The organism is Pseudomonas sp. FW306-02-D09B (genome assembly GCF_058782685.1).
The window spans coordinates 57,280-73,596 of record NZ_JBYSXY010000006.1 but is presented as its reverse complement, the minus strand read 5'-3'; the positions used below and the strand labels follow the sequence as shown (position 1 = coordinate 73,596).

The following is a 16,317-nucleotide window of genomic DNA, read 5'->3' as shown; positions in this document are numbered from 1 at the left end:
TCTAAGGGTTCGAGGTCTTATTCTTTGGGCAGTGCCTGTGCACCACGACTGCCAACCACCACCAACGCGCCATCGGCGGCCTGAGCAGCGCCGGCCACCGGTGACGGTTCGGGTTGCCGCATCAGGCGCATGTCTGCGCCAGCCCCCTGACTGACCAGCCTCTGCCCGCCCTGGGTGAACAAGCGGTAATGACCGTTGGTGTCGACGAAGCCGGCGGTGATGCTGACGTGCAGGCCACTGTCGAGCGCAGTCCAGCTGAGGCCGCCATCCGTGCTGCGCAACACGTTGCCGCGCAAGCCGTAAGCGATCACTTCGCCGCGCTTGCCGAGCACGCCGAAAAAGCTGCCCTGATAGGGCGTCTGCACGGCGACGAAACGCTGCTGAGCCTCATTCCATTTGAGCAACAGGCCCTGCTCACCGGCGATGTACACCCCATCGCCGGTAGAGGCGATGGCGTTGAGGTGGAAGCCCTGCGGGTTGTCGGTACGGTCCTGAAACGGAGTCCAGCTCCGGCCAGCGTCCTCGGTGCGCAGGATCAGGTTGAACACACCGACCACATAGCCGAGGTGGTCATTGGCGAACCAGACGTCGAGCAAAGGTTTATCAGCGCCCTGCTCGACCAGTCGCTGGCCTTCGGCAGCCAGCAGTGGCCATTGTTCGTTGCCGGGTTCTGCACTGGCCAACGCCCCATAACGCTGGACCAGCAAGGCACCGATCTGGCGGCCGTCCAGTTGCTTGCGCCAGGTCGCCCCGGCGTCGCTGCTGTGCAACACCACGCCGTCGTTGCCGACCGCCCAGCCCTGCAGGGCAGAAGGGAAATTCACCGCCGTGAGATCGGCACTCACCGGCACTGCGGCTTGCTGCCAGTGTTTGCCGGAATCATCGGAATAGAGAATGTGGCCACGTTGCCCGACCGCAACCAATCGCTCACCCGCGCGCGCCAGGCCTGACAACGGACTGCTGACCGCCAGGGCGCTGGCCCTGGCCGGCAGATCCAGTACATCGACATAACCGGCCGCCTGGGCGAGGCCCTGCAACATTGCAAACAAGATGCCCAGCGCCCACTGCAGGTACTTTTTGTACGAACACATACCGCGTCCTCTTCGGATAGCCGCGCCGGGACACACAACCGTGCAGCCCGACGTTCAAACCAGGTGTTCGCTTAGCGAATGCCGGAACCCGCCAGGGACTCCGGCGACCACTGCGCCTTGGAGAGCGGATCGATGTACTTGATGCCGCCGTAAGGCCCCACCACACCGTTGATGTTGTAGGAGCCACCGACCAGGTCGTAGATCATGAAGGGCGTGGAATCCGGGATCTGCTTGTCATAGCTTTGGCTGAGGAACGCGAAGGAGCCTCGGTACAACTGACCACGGGCGTCGTACTGATCGGAGGCCAGAGCGGTCCAGCTGTCTTCATCCAGGTAGAAACGACGCTTCTGATAGATGTGCCGCGCACCCGCCTTGAGGTTGCCCTCTACCACCCAGACCCGGTGTTTTTCCCAACGCACGTAGTCGGGTGCCAGGTGATTGGCGGTGGTCAGTAACTTGGGGTCCTGGGCGTAGGTCAGCTTGTAGGTGTTGTAGGGCACGACCATTTCCTGCTTGCCCACCAGCTTCCAGTCGTAGCGGTCGAGTGCACCGTTGAACACAAAGACATCGTCGTAGGTGCCTGCACCGGCAGTGCCGGGATTTGGTGTGTCGTAAGCCAGGTTCGGCGCCAGTTTTACCCGACGCTGACCGGGCAAGTACTGCCAGCCACGGCGCGGCTGCTGCAACGGGTTGGCGGCGTCCTTGAGCATCACCGCTTCGCCGGCCCGGCGCGCAGGGCCGGTGTAGGACAGCTTCATCTGGTAGTACACGTCGGCGCTGCTGATCGGCTGCGCCAGGTTTTCGTAGATCGGATAGGAAATGAACGCCTGCCCGGTGGTTGCCAGGCTCGGCACACCCGCAGAGTCGACGTTCCACGAGTCGTACTTGGAGTTGATGCTGACCCCCTGATAACGCAACAGGAAGTTCCACATCGCCTCGTTGCCCGACTGCGGGATAGGAAACGGCACACCCGGCAGCACGTTGTCGATCGCCAATCCGCCTTCGAGGGACTTGGCGCCGGTGGCATTTTTTACGCCATTGTCGAGCACAGCCTTGGGCAGTGCGACGGTGCGGTGGGTTGGATAGACATTGACGTGGAAAGTGGGGAAACGCTTGGCCAGTTCCACGGTGGTCGCCGTGAGTTGGCCCTTGTACTGATCGACGTTTTTGCCGTCGATCACCAGCAGTGGTTTTTCGTCGGCAAAGGGGTCCGGGCGCATGCTGTCACCGGTTTTGAAACTGGCCGGCGGCGTGGTCAAGCCACCGGAATAGGCAGGAATGGAACCCTCGGCATTCCCGGCTTTTTCAGCCCCGACCAGGGTCAGGCTGTTGCCCAGCCTGGCGGCTTCCTGAGTCGATACAGCGGCCTGTGCCTGAGCGGCAACCGCCATGGCCAGAGAAACGCCCAGCAACGTACGCACGAATTTCATGTTGTTATTCTCCTGCTCAGGTGACTAAGCCATTCGTGAATCAAAAGGTGGTTTTCATCGTCAGGTAAACCGCGCCACGGTCTGCGGTGGTTGCGCCACCGCCGGAAAAGGCTGAGTAGCCACCGCCATAACACGCGTAGTTTTCGTTGCCGCTGAAGGCGTTCGGTGTGGAGCCGTCACCGCTGCCGGCATTGGCCGCGCCGGTACTTACGCCGCTGACGTCACACTTGTCGGTCTTGCCGAAGGAATCCACGTACTTCAGGTCGACAAAGTATTTGTTGTACACAACGGCCCCGACGCCGACCGCATAGTTGCCGGTGTCTTTGGCACCGCCACCGGACACCGGTGAAACGCCGGCAAGCCCTACGTTGATGGACATCGGCATGTTCAAGTCGACACCCGGGAAGACCTGGTACCAGGTCGGCGTGAAGTTGGCTGCAATGCCCCAGTTGTCCCGGGTCGGCGCATCGACGCCGCGGTAACTGCTGTTGCCCTTGTAGAGCGCCTGATTCTTGCTATCGAGTTTGAGCAGATTGCTGTAATACAGCTCGGTAAGCAGGGTTGCCGAATCGAACAGCGGCGTCTTGGGCAGGGTCATCAGGCCGTTGAGTGTCCAGTGCAACGTGTCACCGGTGGCACTCATGCTGTCGCCCTTGTCCGGGACGTCATAGACGATACCGGTCTGCGCCGTACGAGCCGGCAACAAACCCAAACCGGCGCCCAGCCCCAGCGGTCCGGTGGTACTGAGAATCGCCGGGATACTGGCCAGCGGCATGTTGTGACGGATGTTCAGGTCGGAGCCGACGCTGACGCCGCCTATCTCTTTCGACAGGCTCAGACCGACGATGTGGATGTTGTCGGCATAGGCCAATTGATAAGTGCTGGTGCTCAACGAATTAAGCGTGTTGACGACAGCCGGCACCATGCCTGCAGGCCGGGTTCCATTGGGATTGGCCGATGTCACCCCGGTAGCGTTCAACCAGGCTTGAGGCAAAATGTCCGAGGTCTTGCGGTAATAGAAACCGAGCGTGCCGTCCAGCCAGGCGGGCGACCACTTGGCCATCACGCCCCAGTCTCCGCTTTTATCCGGCGTCAGGTCGTGGCCACGACGCACGTTGGTCAGCCCGTTGCACGGCGCCAGGCCACAACCCAGAGGGCTGCCGGGTACCACGGCATTGGTGTTGCCCAGCAGGAACGACTGCGCACCGAAACCGACCAGATCGGAACCGCCGTAGTAGGTACCGGCCTCCGGCAGGCGGGCGGCATTCCAATCCAGGAAGTATTGGGCACCCACCGTTAACTCGGGATTGACGGTGAACGACATCGACAACTGATTACGCGGAACGAACAGTTCCTTGGCTTCGGTACCCGGAGAGGCCGCCAGCTTGGCCAGGTCCAGGCCGGACTGGCCATAGCTGATCGAATGCACCGGGTTGAGGATGGTTTCGCCCCAGAACACGTTGTGCTGACCGGCCTTGACGCTCAACAGCGACTCCTCGCCCACTTCGGTGCTGTAGAACACGAAGGCATCGAGGATTTCGCCGGAAGGACCGGTGTAGTAACGCTGGGCGTAGTTGCTCAGGTGCGGACTGCCATTGCCGACATTGTCACCGGTGACCGCGGCAAGACGTGGATCGTTGGCGACCAGACCCGACTTGGCATCGTTGCCGTTGACGAACGGATTGGCGTTCGAACCGGTGTTCTCGTATGCCTTGTCGTACCAACTGGCGGCACTGACACGAAAGCCCATGCTGTTCTTGTAGACCACGTCCATCTCGGTCAACAGGTCAATGCGGTTGGTGATGTTGGTTCCGGCCTTGCGGAAGTTGTAGTCGCCATCGTTGTTGTTCGGCGTCCCCAACATGCGCTTGTCGGCGTTTTCGGTGCGCACGCCGTAGTTGTATTTGACGGTGTTATCAAAACGCGCGGTCCAGTCCGGGTTACCCGTATCGAGTTCAACCGCATGCGCGGCCGGCATGGCGGCGGCCAGAATGGTCGAGGCCAACACGCTGTAACGCGAGGGTGTGAACCCGTGACGCTTCTTATTGTTGTGCATTGCGTTGTCTCCGCTTTTTTGTAGTTGTTTTAAGCGCAGCCGCCCTCACGCAACCGCTTGTTCCAGTGGTTTGCGTTTTTCAGGAATGAGGGCAATTGCCGAAGGCCTGCGGCCAACCGGCGCCTGAACTAGCGGTCCAACTCCAGGATGAGTGCTTCGGCTTGCGGCCAGCGACCATAGCCCGCTGCCGGATTGAGATGACCCACGTCACCCAGGTTGAGCAGTTCGCTGCCCCAGCCCTCAGCCAGGCGAGTGACGGCTTCCAGACTGGCGAGGTGGTCGTTGGTACTGGCGGCCATCAGGCTGCGGAACGGCAGAGGCTCTTTGGGTAGAGGATTCCAACCCTGGGTACGCAGCGTTTCAGCGGATGGGTAGCCTTGCGGCCAATCGGCATCGAGGTCCGGTGGCGCGGCCAGCAGCGCGCCCTTGATCGGGCGAAGGTGTCGAGCCGCCCAGTGCGCGACCATCAACACACCGGCACTGTGGGCCACCAGAATCACCGGCCCTTCGATCTGCTCAAGTTCGTGCTGGATCGCCTGGACCCGCTTGCTGCAGTCGAGCTTGTCGGTTTCAAGCGGCGGCACACTGCGCACCTTGCTCAGGCGGGCCTCAAGCAGCGTTTGCCAATGTTCGGCAACGTGCTCGCGCAGGCCCGGTACGATCAGAACGGTTGCGGCAGTCTGCAGTTTGTCCACATCAACACCTTCGCTTTCTCGATGACTCGACTGGCTCTATCGCCAGGGGCTTTTTGTAGGACTGACATTAAAGAGCGCCCACCCGAGGCGCTTTTCATTGGACGTCAGTCACTTTTCTTTTGATGACAGATTTCCAGGCGTTAGCGTGGCGCGAGCGCTGGTAAAAAAACCGACAGGTCCGATCAAGACCGCGGTAATCAACGGGTCAGCGTCGATTGCCGCATAAGTCGGTGGTCAATCCCGACAGATCCGGAGGAGCGCCATCGATGACGTCGCAACTGTTCAATCGATGAAGTGCTGGATATAGTCGCCATGCTCATTTCCATCGGAATCTGCCCAGGAAAGACCTTCGCATGACCAAGCTTGTTCGCGCCGCTGTCTTGACCAACTACCTGGAGGTCACCCAATACCTGGGGTTCAACCCGCGCGATTTACTGGCGGCCGTCGGCCTGAGCAAAGCCCAGTTGCAAGCCCCTGAACACCGTATTCCCATCGATGCCGCGGTGCGTCTGCTGGAAGAGTCGGCCGCCGCCAGCGGCTGTCAAAACTTCGGCCTGAGCATGGCCGAGTCGCGTCAGCTCTCGGACTTCGGCGTGGTCAGCCTGCTGCTCAGCCACCAGCGCACGCTGCGTGATGCCTTGCAGGTCGTAGTGCATTACCGTCATCTGATGAACGATTCGCTGGCCATCTTCATTGAAGAGGCCGGCAAGATGGTGATCATCCGCGAAGAGGTGGTCACCGAATCACCGATGCCCAGCCGACAAGCCACTGAGTTGGCAATCGGCGTGATGTTCCGCCTGTGCGCCGCTCTGCTCGGTACACACTGGCATCCCTACAGCGTCAACTTCACGCACCAGCCCCCCGACAACCTGCAACTGCATCGTCGCCTGTTCGGCTGCAACCTGGAGTTCGGCAGCGAGTTCAATGGCATTGTCTGTTCCGATGCCAGCCTCGACATGACCAACCCCCATGCTGATCCGGCCATGGCTCGCTACGCCCAGAGCTACCTCGACTCGCTGCTGAGCCACGAAGGGCCGTCGATGCTGTTCGAGGTGCGCAAAGCCATCTACCTGCTGTTGCCGATGGGACGCGCCACCATCGAGCAAATTGCCCAGACCCAGGGCATGAATGTTCGGACCTTGCAGCGACGCCTCAAAGACGACGGCTGCGCCTTCAACGACCTGATCAACGACGTGCGCCGCGACCTGGTGCTGCGCTACCTGGAAAACCCGAATTATTCGCTGGGCCGGATCGCCGACATGCTCGGCTACTCCATGGCGAGCTCCTTCACACGTTGGTTCATCACCCAGTTCGGCATGCCGCCCGCCGCGTGGCGCAGTTCACAAAAACAGGCGGCCAAAGCACCAATGAACCCGACCACACTGCCCGGTTCCATCAAACCCTGAACCCATTGAATTGGACGCTGGAATTGCAAAAAAAACGGCAACTGCTGGCACAGTCGCCGCGAAAGAACCGATGTTCATGACACCGCCCAAAAGCCCTGTGGCGAGGGAGCTTGCTCCCGCTGGGGTGCGAAGCGCCCCCAACAAGGCGACTGCGGTTTTTCAGAAAGTACGCGGCGACTGTTTTGGGGCTGCTACGCACCCCAGCGGGAGCAAGCTCCCTCGCCACAGGGTATCAACTGGACAACATTGAGGCTTGGCCGGGCTTAGAGTCCCCAGTGCAGCAACAGCAACACCAGAACCGCGAGAAACACCGTCTCCCCCACCATCAGCAGGATCGGCTTGATGCCGACGGCGGCCAGCTCCTTGAGCTGAGTCTTCATGCCCAGCGCGCTGATGGAAACCACCAGGCTCCAGCGCGACAGTTCGTTGACCGAGCCCTGCACCGCCGGCGCCACCCATCCCGTACTGTTGATACAGGCCAGCAGCAGAAAACCGACGGCAAACCACGGCAGCAACGGTGGCCGTTTGCCGGAGGTGTCGGCGCCTTGCATACGCGTGATCAGGGTGGCGCAGAGGATCACCGGCAACAGCATGGCGACCCGCATCAGCTTGACCACAGTGGCTATGTCGCCGGTCTCGGTCGACAGGCTGTAACCGGCACCGACTACCTGGGCAACATCGTGGATGGTACCGCCCAGGAACATCCCTGCAACTTGTGGCGACAACGACAGCCAGTTGGCAATCATCGGGTAAAGGATCATTGCCGTGGTGGACAGCGCCGATACCCCAATGACGGTGAACAGCGTGGCGCGTTCTTTCTGCGGATGATTGGGCAGCGCCGCCGCCAGCGCCATCGCAGCCGAGGCGCCACAGATCGCGGTAGCCCCACCGGTGAGCATGCCGAACAAGCGCTGAAAGCCTAGCGCCTTGGCCGCCACCACCGAGACACTGATCGTCACCACCACCAGAATCACCACCAGAGCAAAAGGCTTCCAGCCCAGCGCGGCGATCTGTTCGAGGGTAATGCGCATGCCTAACAGGGCCACACCAATGCGCAACACGGTGCGAGCGGTGAACTCGATGCCGGCCTTGCACGCGCCGTCACTGGCCAGGAAGTTGAGCGCCATGCCCAGCAACAATGCGAACAGCATCACCGGCGCACCGTAATGCTCGGACAAAAAGGAGGCTGCCGCTGCAACGATCAGACTGACAACGAAACCCGGCGCCAATTCGCGCGTGCGACTATGGATATGAGTGAGAGCAATGACGCTCATGGCGCGGACTCCTCAGAAATGATGACGATGAAAGTCTGGCCGTCGACGACCTCGACCGGATAGCTGGCGACTTTGAGTTGGGTTGAATTGAGCAGGTAGCCGCTGCGCAGATCGAAGCGCAGGCCATGGGCGCCGCATTGAATCACCCTCCCCTCAAGGCGCCCGCCGCACAGCGAAGCGCCCTGATGCGGGCAGCTGTCGTCGATGGCGAACAAGTCGCCCTCGACGTTGAACAACGCCAGGCTTTTACTCTCGAATTCAATTAGCGCACGGCCACCCGCCTGCGGGAGTTTTCCAGCGGGCACGGGGACACGCCGATTCATGCTGGCAGCCGTGAGCGATGGCTATCGAGCAAGGCTTCGCCCATGGCGCCAAGCAGTACGTCGGCAGGCTGCGCGCCGACCACCGTCAGACGGCGGTCGAATTGAAAACACGGCACACCGCTGCCTGCGCCTGCCTCGTTGCCGACGTAAGGATCGCCGTCACCTTGCAGAACGGAGGCCATGGCATCAGCGTCGAAGCCACACGCCCGGGCGATGGCGATCAAGGTCTCAGGGCAACCCAGGTCCTCGCCGTACTGGAAGTAGGCAGCGAACAGACGCTCAAGCAAGACATCACGTTGTGCCGTACTGCCCAGCACAGTGGCACGCTCCAGCAAGCGATGGGCATCAGCAGTATTGGGCATGGTGGCGATGCGGCTCAGGTCGATGGGCACCCCCACCGCGTTGGCGGCCTGCTGCACCTGGGCCTGGCGCATGCGTACGGCTTCAGCGCTGCCCAGACGCTTGAGATAGAACTCGGCGAAGGGCTCACCCTGTACCGGCAGTTGTGGCAACAACTGCACCCCGTGCCACACCGTGGTGATCTCCACCTCCGGTTGCTGGATGCGCAGCAAATCCTGCGCACATTCCAGTTGGCGCTTACCGATCAGGCACCACGGGCAGATAAAATCGAAGAACACGTCAATCCGTAAACGACCACTCACACCTTCACCTCTGACACAGCTTCACTAATCGAATCGTTGACCCGCTCACCCGCAAGCCGGGCGATATCCTTGTGGTAATGACACTTGGCATAAAAGAACACCGCCGCTGCCGCGATGCTGACCAGCGGCACCCATTGAAAAGCAGCCTGCAAGCCGATGACGTCGGACACCCTGCCGGTGATGAATGGCCCCGGGGCCAGACCGAGCATATTGTTGGCCAGGGTCAGCGTGGCGAAGGCCGTGCCGTGGACCGAATGGTGGGTCAGGTTGGCAACCATCGCCCCGGCAGGTCCGGTGGTGCCAGCGGCAATCAGCATGCCCAGGCAGATCAGCGCCAATTGCGCAGGCCCCGCCGGCAAGGCGAACGCCGCCGACAGCAACAGGCAACTACCCAGGCAATAAGCGATGGCCAGGGCGACCTTGCGCTCCGGCGAGTGCCGACACAGCCGGTCGCTGAGCATGCCGCACAGAATCATCCCCGCACCGCTGCACAGCACGATGATCGCCGCGACACCGCCGGCCTTGTCCGTTGCCATGTCGTAATAACGATTGAGGTAGCTGGGCATCCACACAATCACGGTGCCGCCGACGAACAGTTGCAAGCCGCTGCCGATATAGGCCGCGATCACTGAAGGGCTGGAACACAGCGTACTCAGCGGGCGCTTGACTGCTGCAACCACCTTGTTCGCCGCTTGAGCCGCGCGTTGAGGAGCGATGCGCGATTCCTTGACGATAAGCGGGTAAAGCATCGCCAGCAGCAGGCCGAACAGCGCCATGCCGGCGAACGACCAGCGCCAGCCCAACTTGGCAGCGAGTACACCGCCCAGAGCCATACCCAGCACCGAGCCGAACATGCCACCCGCCATGAAGGCACTGGCCAGCGTTGCACGCATGTGTTTGGGAAAGACCGAAATCACTACTGCAATACCGACGCTGCCGTAAGCCGCTTCGCCGACACCCACCATGAACCGGGCAATGAACATCTGCTGGTAGTCCTGCGCCAAGGCGCAGCCCAGGGTGGCGAGGCTCCACAACAGGGCCATCAGCGCCAGGCTTTTTACCCGACCGAAGCGATCCGCCAGCAACGACAGGGGAAATGTCAGCAGCCCCACCATCAAGGCGACAATGCCACTGAGCAGGCCGAGCTGGCCGTCGCTCAGGGCCCACTCGCCCTTGAGCATCGGGAACACCGCGTTCAGCACCTGACGCGACATGTAATCGGAAATCAACAAGCCGAACGTCAGTGCAAAGACGATCCAGGCATATTGGCGCGCAATACCGACACCACTGGCGTCGTCATCGTCCGCGGCGATTGGGTGAAAGGCCATGCAGCCTCCTCGAAACATTGTTGTATTTATTGTTATCGAGCGTGTTGCAATGCAACGAACGGAAGGCCATCGACCTCCCGCCTTTGTTGCCGGTCAGCCGCGTTGCGGCACACCTTTCTGGCCAGCCTTGCGGTTGGGTGCCATGCCGTTGGCCAACAGGGTTTCTTCGATACTCTGGTACTGCACACCGATGCGGTAGATCTCACGGGCTTCTTTGCCGCTGGCGATTTCGCGCCCCAGCTCATGGGCGACACGCACGGTTTGCTCGATCTGCTGCACGGAGCTGAAACGTCTGCCCTTCTGATCAATGATCGTGTCTTCGATACCCACGCGTGGGTGCAGCCCCATGGACAGCGCCATGACATTGAACGGCAGCACGTTCTTGAGCAGCGATTCGGCGGTCAAGGTGCAGCCGTCCGGCGCGCGGTGAACAAAGTTGAAAAAGTTGAACGGATTGGGGCCATCGAAACCGCCGCCGATGCCGATCCAGGTCAGGTTCAACGGCCCCATGTACACGCCCTTGCGCACCAGGCGCTCCAGGGTTTCCATGGCATGCATGCCGGTCAGCTGGAAATGCGGCTGCACACCCGCCGCCATCAGCCGCCGCAAATGCTCCGCGACCCAGGCCGGGCCTGCTGGTACGGTCATCTCGCTGTAGGCCGCCTGATAGGCCGGATTCGCCAGGGACGTGCCTCCCAGGTATTCCGGATACAGCAACTCCATGATGTTCATTTGAGTGGTGTTGATGGCCACCGTGACCTGATCCGGTTTTGGCGTCAGCTCCGCCAGCATGTGGCGCGTATCGTCAGACAGCCACTTGGCGGCTTCACCATCGCTTTCGGGCGCGAAGGAAATCGAACCACCGACCTGGATGATCATGTCCGGCACGGCTTCGCGCACACCGGCGATCAACTCGTTGAACTTGGACAGGCGCTTGGAACCCTTGCCGTCCAGTTCGCGCACATGCAGGTGCAACACCGTGGCACCGGCCTCATAGCAATCGACCGCCTTCTGCACCTGCTCATCCATGGTCAGCGGGATGTCTTCGGGAAAGTCTTCCGGCATCCACTCAGGGCCATACGGGGCCACGGTGATGACCACTTTTTCCATGTTTTCCGGGTGCAGGGAATCGTCGAAGAATTGCATGAGTTACTCCTTTTATTATGGTTGTACGCCCACGCCGGGGACATGCCGGGCAAGCCTGTAGCAAGTACGAATGCAGAGACGGTCGATCAGTAAGTCTTGTCGCCGATGATCCCGGCGCGTTCCATCTTGCGATGGCACGGCGGGTAATCCATGACGGCGTAGTGCTGGGTACTGCGGTTGTCCCAGATGGCGATGCTGTTGGGTTTCCAGCGCCAGCGCACCTGATACTCGGGGATGTACGCCTGGCTGATCAGGTAGCGCAGCAACTCGCTCGCGCCGGGGTTGGCGTCCTGGCCAAAACGTACCCGCTCAGGGGTGTGGTAGTTACTCAAGTGGGTGGTAAAGGCGTTGACGAACAGCACCTTTTCCCCGGTTTCCGGGTGGGTACGCACCACCGGGTGCTCGGCATCCGGGTACATCGCCTTGAGCGCCAGGCGCTTTTCGATCGGCATGGCGGCACCAAAGCTCGCTTCGATACTGTGGCGGGCGCGCAGATCGGCAATCTTCACCTTGATGTCATCCGGCAAGCGCGCGTAGGCCTCCACCATGTTGGCCCACATGGTGTCGCCCCCAACCGGTGGACACTCCACACAGCGCAATACGCAGCCCATCGGCGGCGCTTCGCGCCAGGTTGCATCGGTGTGCCAGGCGTTCTCGTAGCGGTCCATCGGCTGGTCCGGACTCTTATAGATGCGCACCAGACCTGGATGATCCGGATCACTGCCGGCCACCGGATGATCCTCCAGCTCGCCGAAGCGACGGGCGAAGGCCACGTGCTCGGCGCGGCTGATGTCCTGATCGCGCAGGAACACCACCCGATGCTTGAGCAACTGAACCCGAATCTCGGCAAAAAGACCGTCGTCATGGAGAGCGTCGGCGAGGTTCACGCCAATCAGTTCCGCACCAATGCTGCAGGTCAACTGTTCGACTTTCATGGAGGACGACTCCCTTAAATGACGAAGATTGATGAACCCGTGGTCTTGCGTGACTCCAGGTCGCGATGAGCCTGCACGGCATCCTGCAAAGCATAGTGCTGGTTAATCTCGATCTTGATTCGACCGCTGCCGACGAGGTCGAACAGTTCACCCGCCAGGGCGGCTTTTTCCGCCGGGTCGGCGATGTAGTCCGCCAGAGCCGGGCGGGTCATGAACAGCGAGCCTTTCATCGCCAGCAGCACCGGATCGAACGCCGGGATCGGGCCGGACGCCGTGCCGACGCACACCATCAGGCCGCGGCGCTTGAGCGAATCCAGGGAGCCCATGAAAGTATTCTTGCCAACACTGTCGAACACCACGTTGACCCCAACGCCATCAGTCAATTCGCGAACGCGCTGGGCGACGTCTTCATGGCTGTAGTTGATGACATGGTCGCAGCCATGGGCCCGGGCGATTTCACCCTTGACCTCGGTGGACACGGTACCGATGACCGTCAGGCCGAGCAGCTTGGCCCACTGCGAAACGATCAGGCCCACACCACCGGCAGCAGCGTGTAGCAAAATGCTGTCGCCAGCCTTGAAATCGTAAATGCGCCGCATCAGGTACGACGATGTCAGGCCGCGCATGGTCATGGCCGCGGCCGTCTCGAAACTGATGGTTTCCGGCAGCTTGATCAGCGGCGCGGCCGGGATCAGCCGCTCGGTGCTGTAGGCACCCAATGTATTGAGAAACCCGGTGTAGGTGACGCGGTCGCCGACCTGTACGTTGGTAACCCCCTCGCCGATGGCCTGGACCACACCGGAAGCTTCAACCCCCATGCCATTGGGCATCGGAATCGGGTAAGTGCCATTGCGAAAGTAGGTGTCGGCATAGTTCAGGCCAACCGCTACATGACGAAGACGGACCTGGCCTGGACCGGGTTCGCCGACGTCGACCTCTTCATAACGAAGAACGTCGGGACCACCGGTTTCGTAGAAGCGTACGGCTTTGGCCATGTTGTCTTATTCTCCAGTCTGCAATATTGGCGTGTCGCGTCGATTTGCGCTGATTGGACTCTAGGACGCCGTCTGACGGGCCGCTTCTCATCAGACGACAATGGCTTTTCATTTCGTGACAGCTACCCGGGGCGCGGCATCAACGCCTGCGATGGATGACTTATCCAGTGCCTCTCGATACCCTTGCGCACCTCGGTGCCTGACGGTGTTCCAGGTCAAACCACTCCCCATCCAGACGAGCAAGTCATGAAATCCCCTGCAGGTTTGCTGCTGTCGGGTATTGAGCTGGACCGTGCCAGCTCCATTCCCCTGTACCGCCAACTCTATTTGCAGATTCGCCAACAGGTTCTCAGTGGAAGAATTCAAGGGGGCGTGCGCCTGCCGTCAACCCGGACCTTGAGCAAAGAGCTCGCACTGTCGCGAATCACCATCCTCAATGCCTTCGATCAGCTGATTGCCGAAGGTTTTCTGGCGTCACGGACCGGGGCCGGTACCTATGTCGGCAATGAGTGGGAAAACCGCGGAGTGGCCGACGATGAGCGGCAGCGCCAGCCTCCCCGCCTGTCCGATCTGAGCCAGTCCATGCTGTCGTTGCGCAGCGATCATTTTCGAGGGGTTAGCTATGCCGACTGGGATCCGGCAAGCCCTACCTCGTTCCTGCCCAGCCACAGCACTTACGACGCGTTCCCGCAACACATCTGGAAGCGCCTGATGAACCGCCACCTGCACAAGCCGACCAAGGCCATGCTCGGCTATGGCGAACTGCAAGGCTTGCTGGCTCTGCGCAAGGCGATTGCCGAATACGTCTTTGATGCCCGTGGCATCGACTGCAGTGCCGAGCAGGTGGTCATCGTTTCCGGCGCCCAGCAAGCCTTTAACCTGCTGGGCATGCTGTTGCTCAATCCACAGGACAGCGTGTGGATGGAGGATCCGGGGCATATCGCGGCGCGAATCGCGCTCCAGGCCCAGGGTGGTCTGGTGGTCCCGCTGCGTATCGACGAACAGGGGATCGACATCCAGCAAGGCCTGGCTCAGTGCCCTGACGCCCGCCTGGTGTTTACCACGCCGTCTCGCCAGCATCCCCTAGGCGTCACCATGAGTTATGCGCGGCGCCAGGAACTCATCGACTGGGCTGCGCACAACCAAAGCTGGATCATCGAGGACGACTGCGACAGTGAGTTTCACTACAACGGCCGCCCCCTGCCTGCGCTCTATGCGATGGATCAATGGGCTCGGGTGATCTATGTCGGAACGTTCAGCAAAGTCCTGTTCCCCTCGCTACGACTGGGTTACGTGATACTGCCGCAGGCCTTGATCGAACCCTTCTGTACCTTGCGGGCGGTCATGGATCGCAGCCCGCCCACGCTGCTCCAGGCCGTGACGGCAGACTTCATGCGCGAAGGCCACTTCCTTGGGCACATCCGCCGCATGCGTGCGCTGTACCAGGCTCGCCAGAAAGCACTGGTCGAGCAGCTGCAGCAACGGCTGGGCGGTTTCTTCAAGATCACCCCGGTGGAAGCCGGCATGCACCTGATCGCCTGGTTGCCAGCGGAGCTGAATGACGATGCCATCGCCAAGGAACTGGCCCGGCACAACATTCACACCTATGCCCTGAGCGACTACTGCCTTGAGCATGTCCTGCCACCGGCCCTGTTGATCGGCTTTGCCGGCACGCCTGAAAGCCAGGCCGAGGAGCGCGTCGAAGCACTGGCCCAGGCCTTGTCCGACATGGGCTACCTGCAGCAGGCCACTTGAGGCAAGGCAAGTGGTCTTATGATTTAACTGATAATGGATCTATCGAGAGTTCCTGACTGGCGCGATAAAGGCTGCGCCGGCAGACCCGGCGTCTGAACCAGGAATGACTCGAATGAACAATAAGATCCAGGAACGATTCCATGCCTTGCTCAGCCATAAGGCTGTCGAGGCCGGGGCACCTCCCGCACTGACTGAAGTACTGGCCCACCAGCTGCTCGACCGACTTGGGCAGGTGCGCCTGTTTGCCCATGCCTATCCCTTGCTGACCAACCTCACCCATGGCCGCGTCACGCCTGCCGACCTGCTGGACTTCGCCTATCGTCACGAGTTGCAGGGGCTGAGCCTGCACTTGCTCGACGGTGAGGAAAACAGCCTGAGTCAAATGACACCCGCGCAACTTCGAGCGTTTGCCGAGAAGGCTCATGCGCTCGGACTGGATGTGCACCTGGAAATCAGCAGCACCCTGAAAAAAGATGTCGATCAGGTTATCGGAATCGCCAAGGCCCTGGGGGTGCGCAACATCCGCGTTTACTCACGCTACGAGGGAACGCTGTCACGGGTCATGGACGTGATCGCATCAGACCTGCATTACCTCGCGCAGCAGGCTGACGAGCACGATCTGTTCTTCGACTTCGAGCAGCATGAAGAACTCAAGAGTGCCGAAATCGCGCACCTGCTGAACCGCCTCAACCATCCTCGACTGCATGCCTTGTTCGACTTCGGCAACATGATCAACGCCTGCGAACAGCCCCTGCCGGCGCTCCGTACCCTGGCGCCGCACATACGCCAGACCCACCTCAAGGGCGTGCGCATCGTCCCCGAGCAAAACGGCTTCGGCCATTACGGCGTGCTGCAGGGCTGTGACGAAGATGACCTGCCCAGCGCACGCATGTTGTTCGAATTGCTGATGCTCGGCGAATCAACCCCGCAAGTGATTGCATTCATCCTCGAGCAGGAAAACCACTACGTCGCCCCGGCATTCCGCCAGACCTTCGAGGCCGCCGACCCGTTCATTGCCTATCGGGAAATGAGTGAAACGCCGCTGCCAATCGGCTACTCGCTGGAGCGAATGCTGGCCGACGAACACCGCTGGGCGAACAACCAGGTTGCCTATGTTCGAGGTCTGCTGGCCGAGTTCCGGACCCTGGCCGAACTGACCCTGGATAACCGCGCAAACGCCTGAACCTGACGTTACTACCCGATTACGCCTGGAGAACAATA

At 60.8% G+C, this 16,317-nt stretch carries 14 protein-coding genes; 3 read left to right on the top strand and 11 right to left on the bottom strand.

Annotated features, from left to right (window positions below):
- Nucleotides 1-17: 17 nt before the first annotated feature.
- The 4 genes from AC3WK5_RS12275 to AC3WK5_RS12260 all read right to left on the bottom strand — a co-directional run bounded on the left by AC3WK5_RS12275 (nucleotide 18) and on the right by AC3WK5_RS12260 (nucleotide 5,272).
- Complete coding sequence (locus AC3WK5_RS12275; protein ID WP_103315139.1) at nucleotides 18-1,091, bottom strand: WD40/YVTN/BNR-like repeat-containing protein; 1,074 nt, start codon at nucleotides 1,089-1,091, stop codon at nucleotides 18-20.
- 71 nt (nucleotides 1,092-1,162) lie between these two features.
- Complete coding sequence (locus tag AC3WK5_RS12270) at nucleotides 1,163-2,521, bottom strand: DUF1329 domain-containing protein (RefSeq protein ID WP_103315138.1); 1,359 nt, start codon at nucleotides 2,519-2,521, stop codon at nucleotides 1,163-1,165.
- A gap of 40 nt (nucleotides 2,522-2,561) precedes the next feature.
- The gene (locus tag AC3WK5_RS12265) at nucleotides 2,562-4,577 is read right to left on the bottom strand and encodes a DUF1302 domain-containing protein (protein WP_103315137.1); all 2,016 of its coding nucleotides are present in this window, start codon (nucleotides 4,575-4,577) and stop codon (nucleotides 2,562-2,564) included.
- A gap of 128 nt (nucleotides 4,578-4,705) precedes the next feature.
- Entirely contained in the window at nucleotides 4,706-5,272 is a 567-nt protein-coding gene (locus tag AC3WK5_RS12260) for an RBBP9/YdeN family alpha/beta hydrolase (protein WP_103315136.1), read from the bottom strand.
- 353 nt (nucleotides 5,273-5,625) lie between these two features.
- Here AC3WK5_RS12260 and AC3WK5_RS12255 point away from each other — a divergent pair, with 353 nt between their 5' ends.
- Nucleotides 5,626-6,678, top strand: a complete 1,053-nt coding sequence (locus AC3WK5_RS12255) for an AraC family transcriptional regulator (protein WP_054596679.1) — start codon at nucleotides 5,626-5,628, stop codon at nucleotides 6,676-6,678.
- Between the two features lie 263 nt (nucleotides 6,679-6,941).
- On the opposite strand, the gene AC3WK5_RS12250 is transcribed toward AC3WK5_RS12255, so the two are convergent.
- From AC3WK5_RS12250 to AC3WK5_RS12220, 7 genes are all read right to left on the bottom strand, one after another.
- A complete protein-coding gene (locus AC3WK5_RS12250; protein WP_054596678.1) occupies nucleotides 6,942-7,952 on the bottom strand; it encodes a YeiH family protein in 1,011 nt (336 codons plus the stop codon).
- Nucleotides 7,949-8,275: a Rieske (2Fe-2S) protein gene (locus tag AC3WK5_RS12245; protein WP_054596677.1), complete on the bottom strand. Its 327-nt coding sequence runs from the start codon at nucleotides 8,273-8,275 to the stop codon at nucleotides 7,949-7,951. The genes AC3WK5_RS12250 and AC3WK5_RS12245 overlap by 4 nt, the downstream gene beginning before the upstream one ends.
- Nucleotides 8,272-8,937, bottom strand: a complete 666-nt coding sequence (locus AC3WK5_RS12240; RefSeq protein WP_103315134.1) for a DsbA family oxidoreductase — start codon at nucleotides 8,935-8,937, stop codon at nucleotides 8,272-8,274. Before AC3WK5_RS12240 ends, AC3WK5_RS12245 begins: the two co-directional genes overlap by 4 nt.
- Entirely contained in the window at nucleotides 8,934-10,265 is a 1,332-nt protein-coding gene (locus AC3WK5_RS12235; RefSeq protein ID WP_103315133.1) for an MFS transporter, read from the bottom strand. The genes AC3WK5_RS12240 and AC3WK5_RS12235 overlap by 4 nt, the downstream gene beginning before the upstream one ends.
- Nucleotides 10,266-10,358: 93 nt before the next feature.
- Nucleotides 10,359-11,411: a beta-keto acid cleavage family enzyme gene (locus tag AC3WK5_RS12230; protein WP_103315132.1), complete on the bottom strand. Its 1,053-nt coding sequence runs from the start codon at nucleotides 11,409-11,411 to the stop codon at nucleotides 10,359-10,361.
- An 86-nt stretch (nucleotides 11,412-11,497) separates the two neighbouring features.
- Entirely contained in the window at nucleotides 11,498-12,346 is an 849-nt protein-coding gene (locus tag AC3WK5_RS12225; protein WP_103315131.1) for a TauD/TfdA dioxygenase family protein, read from the bottom strand.
- 14 nt (nucleotides 12,347-12,360) lie between these two features.
- On the bottom strand, nucleotides 12,361-13,341 hold the full coding sequence (locus AC3WK5_RS12220) for a quinone oxidoreductase family protein (RefSeq protein WP_054596673.1): 981 nt from the start codon (nucleotides 13,339-13,341) through the stop codon (nucleotides 12,361-12,363).
- Between the two features lie 246 nt (nucleotides 13,342-13,587).
- Between AC3WK5_RS12220 and pdxR the strand changes: the two genes are divergently transcribed.
- The gene (pdxR, locus tag AC3WK5_RS12215) at nucleotides 13,588-15,096 is read left to right on the top strand and encodes a MocR-like pyridoxine biosynthesis transcription factor PdxR (RefSeq protein WP_103315130.1); all 1,509 of its coding nucleotides are present in this window, start codon (nucleotides 13,588-13,590) and stop codon (nucleotides 15,094-15,096) included.
- A 112-nt stretch (nucleotides 15,097-15,208) separates the two neighbouring features.
- Nucleotides 15,209-16,279 (top strand): sugar phosphate isomerase/epimerase family protein, encoded by a 1,071-nt coding sequence (locus AC3WK5_RS12210; RefSeq protein ID WP_103315129.1) that lies wholly within the window; start codon nucleotides 15,209-15,211, stop codon nucleotides 16,277-16,279.
- Nucleotides 16,280-16,317 lie beyond the last annotated feature (38 nt).

Coding starts and splice junctions, on each gene's coding strand:
- AC3WK5_RS12220 (WP_054596673.1), bottom strand. CDS start 13,341: ATGGCCAAAGCCGTACGCTTCTACGAAACCGGTGGTCCCGACGTTCTT.
- AC3WK5_RS12250 (WP_054596678.1), bottom strand. CDS start 7,952: ATGAGCGTCATTGCTCTCACTCATATCCATAGTCGCACGCGCGAATTG.
- AC3WK5_RS12225 (WP_103315131.1), bottom strand. CDS start 12,346: ATGAAAGTCGAACAGTTGACCTGCAGCATTGGTGCGGAACTGATTGGC.
- AC3WK5_RS12210 (WP_103315129.1), top strand. CDS start 15,209: ATGAACAATAAGATCCAGGAACGATTCCATGCCTTGCTCAGCCATAAG.
- pdxR (WP_103315130.1), top strand. CDS start 13,588: ATGAAATCCCCTGCAGGTTTGCTGCTGTCGGGTATTGAGCTGGACCGT.
- AC3WK5_RS12235 (WP_103315133.1), bottom strand. CDS start 10,265: ATGGCCTTTCACCCAATCGCCGCGGACGATGACGACGCCAGTGGTGTC.
- AC3WK5_RS12265 (WP_103315137.1), bottom strand. CDS start 4,577: ATGCACAACAATAAGAAGCGTCACGGGTTCACACCCTCGCGTTACAGC.
- AC3WK5_RS12275 (WP_103315139.1), bottom strand. CDS start 1,091: ATGTGTTCGTACAAAAAGTACCTGCAGTGGGCGCTGGGCATCTTGTTT.
- AC3WK5_RS12270 (WP_103315138.1), bottom strand. CDS start 2,521: ATGAAATTCGTGCGTACGTTGCTGGGCGTTTCTCTGGCCATGGCGGTT.
- AC3WK5_RS12245 (WP_054596677.1), bottom strand. CDS start 8,275: ATGAATCGGCGTGTCCCCGTGCCCGCTGGAAAACTCCCGCAGGCGGGT.
- AC3WK5_RS12230 (WP_103315132.1), bottom strand. CDS start 11,411: ATGCAATTCTTCGACGATTCCCTGCACCCGGAAAACATGGAAAAAGTG.
- AC3WK5_RS12255 (WP_054596679.1), top strand. CDS start 5,626: ATGACCAAGCTTGTTCGCGCCGCTGTCTTGACCAACTACCTGGAGGTC.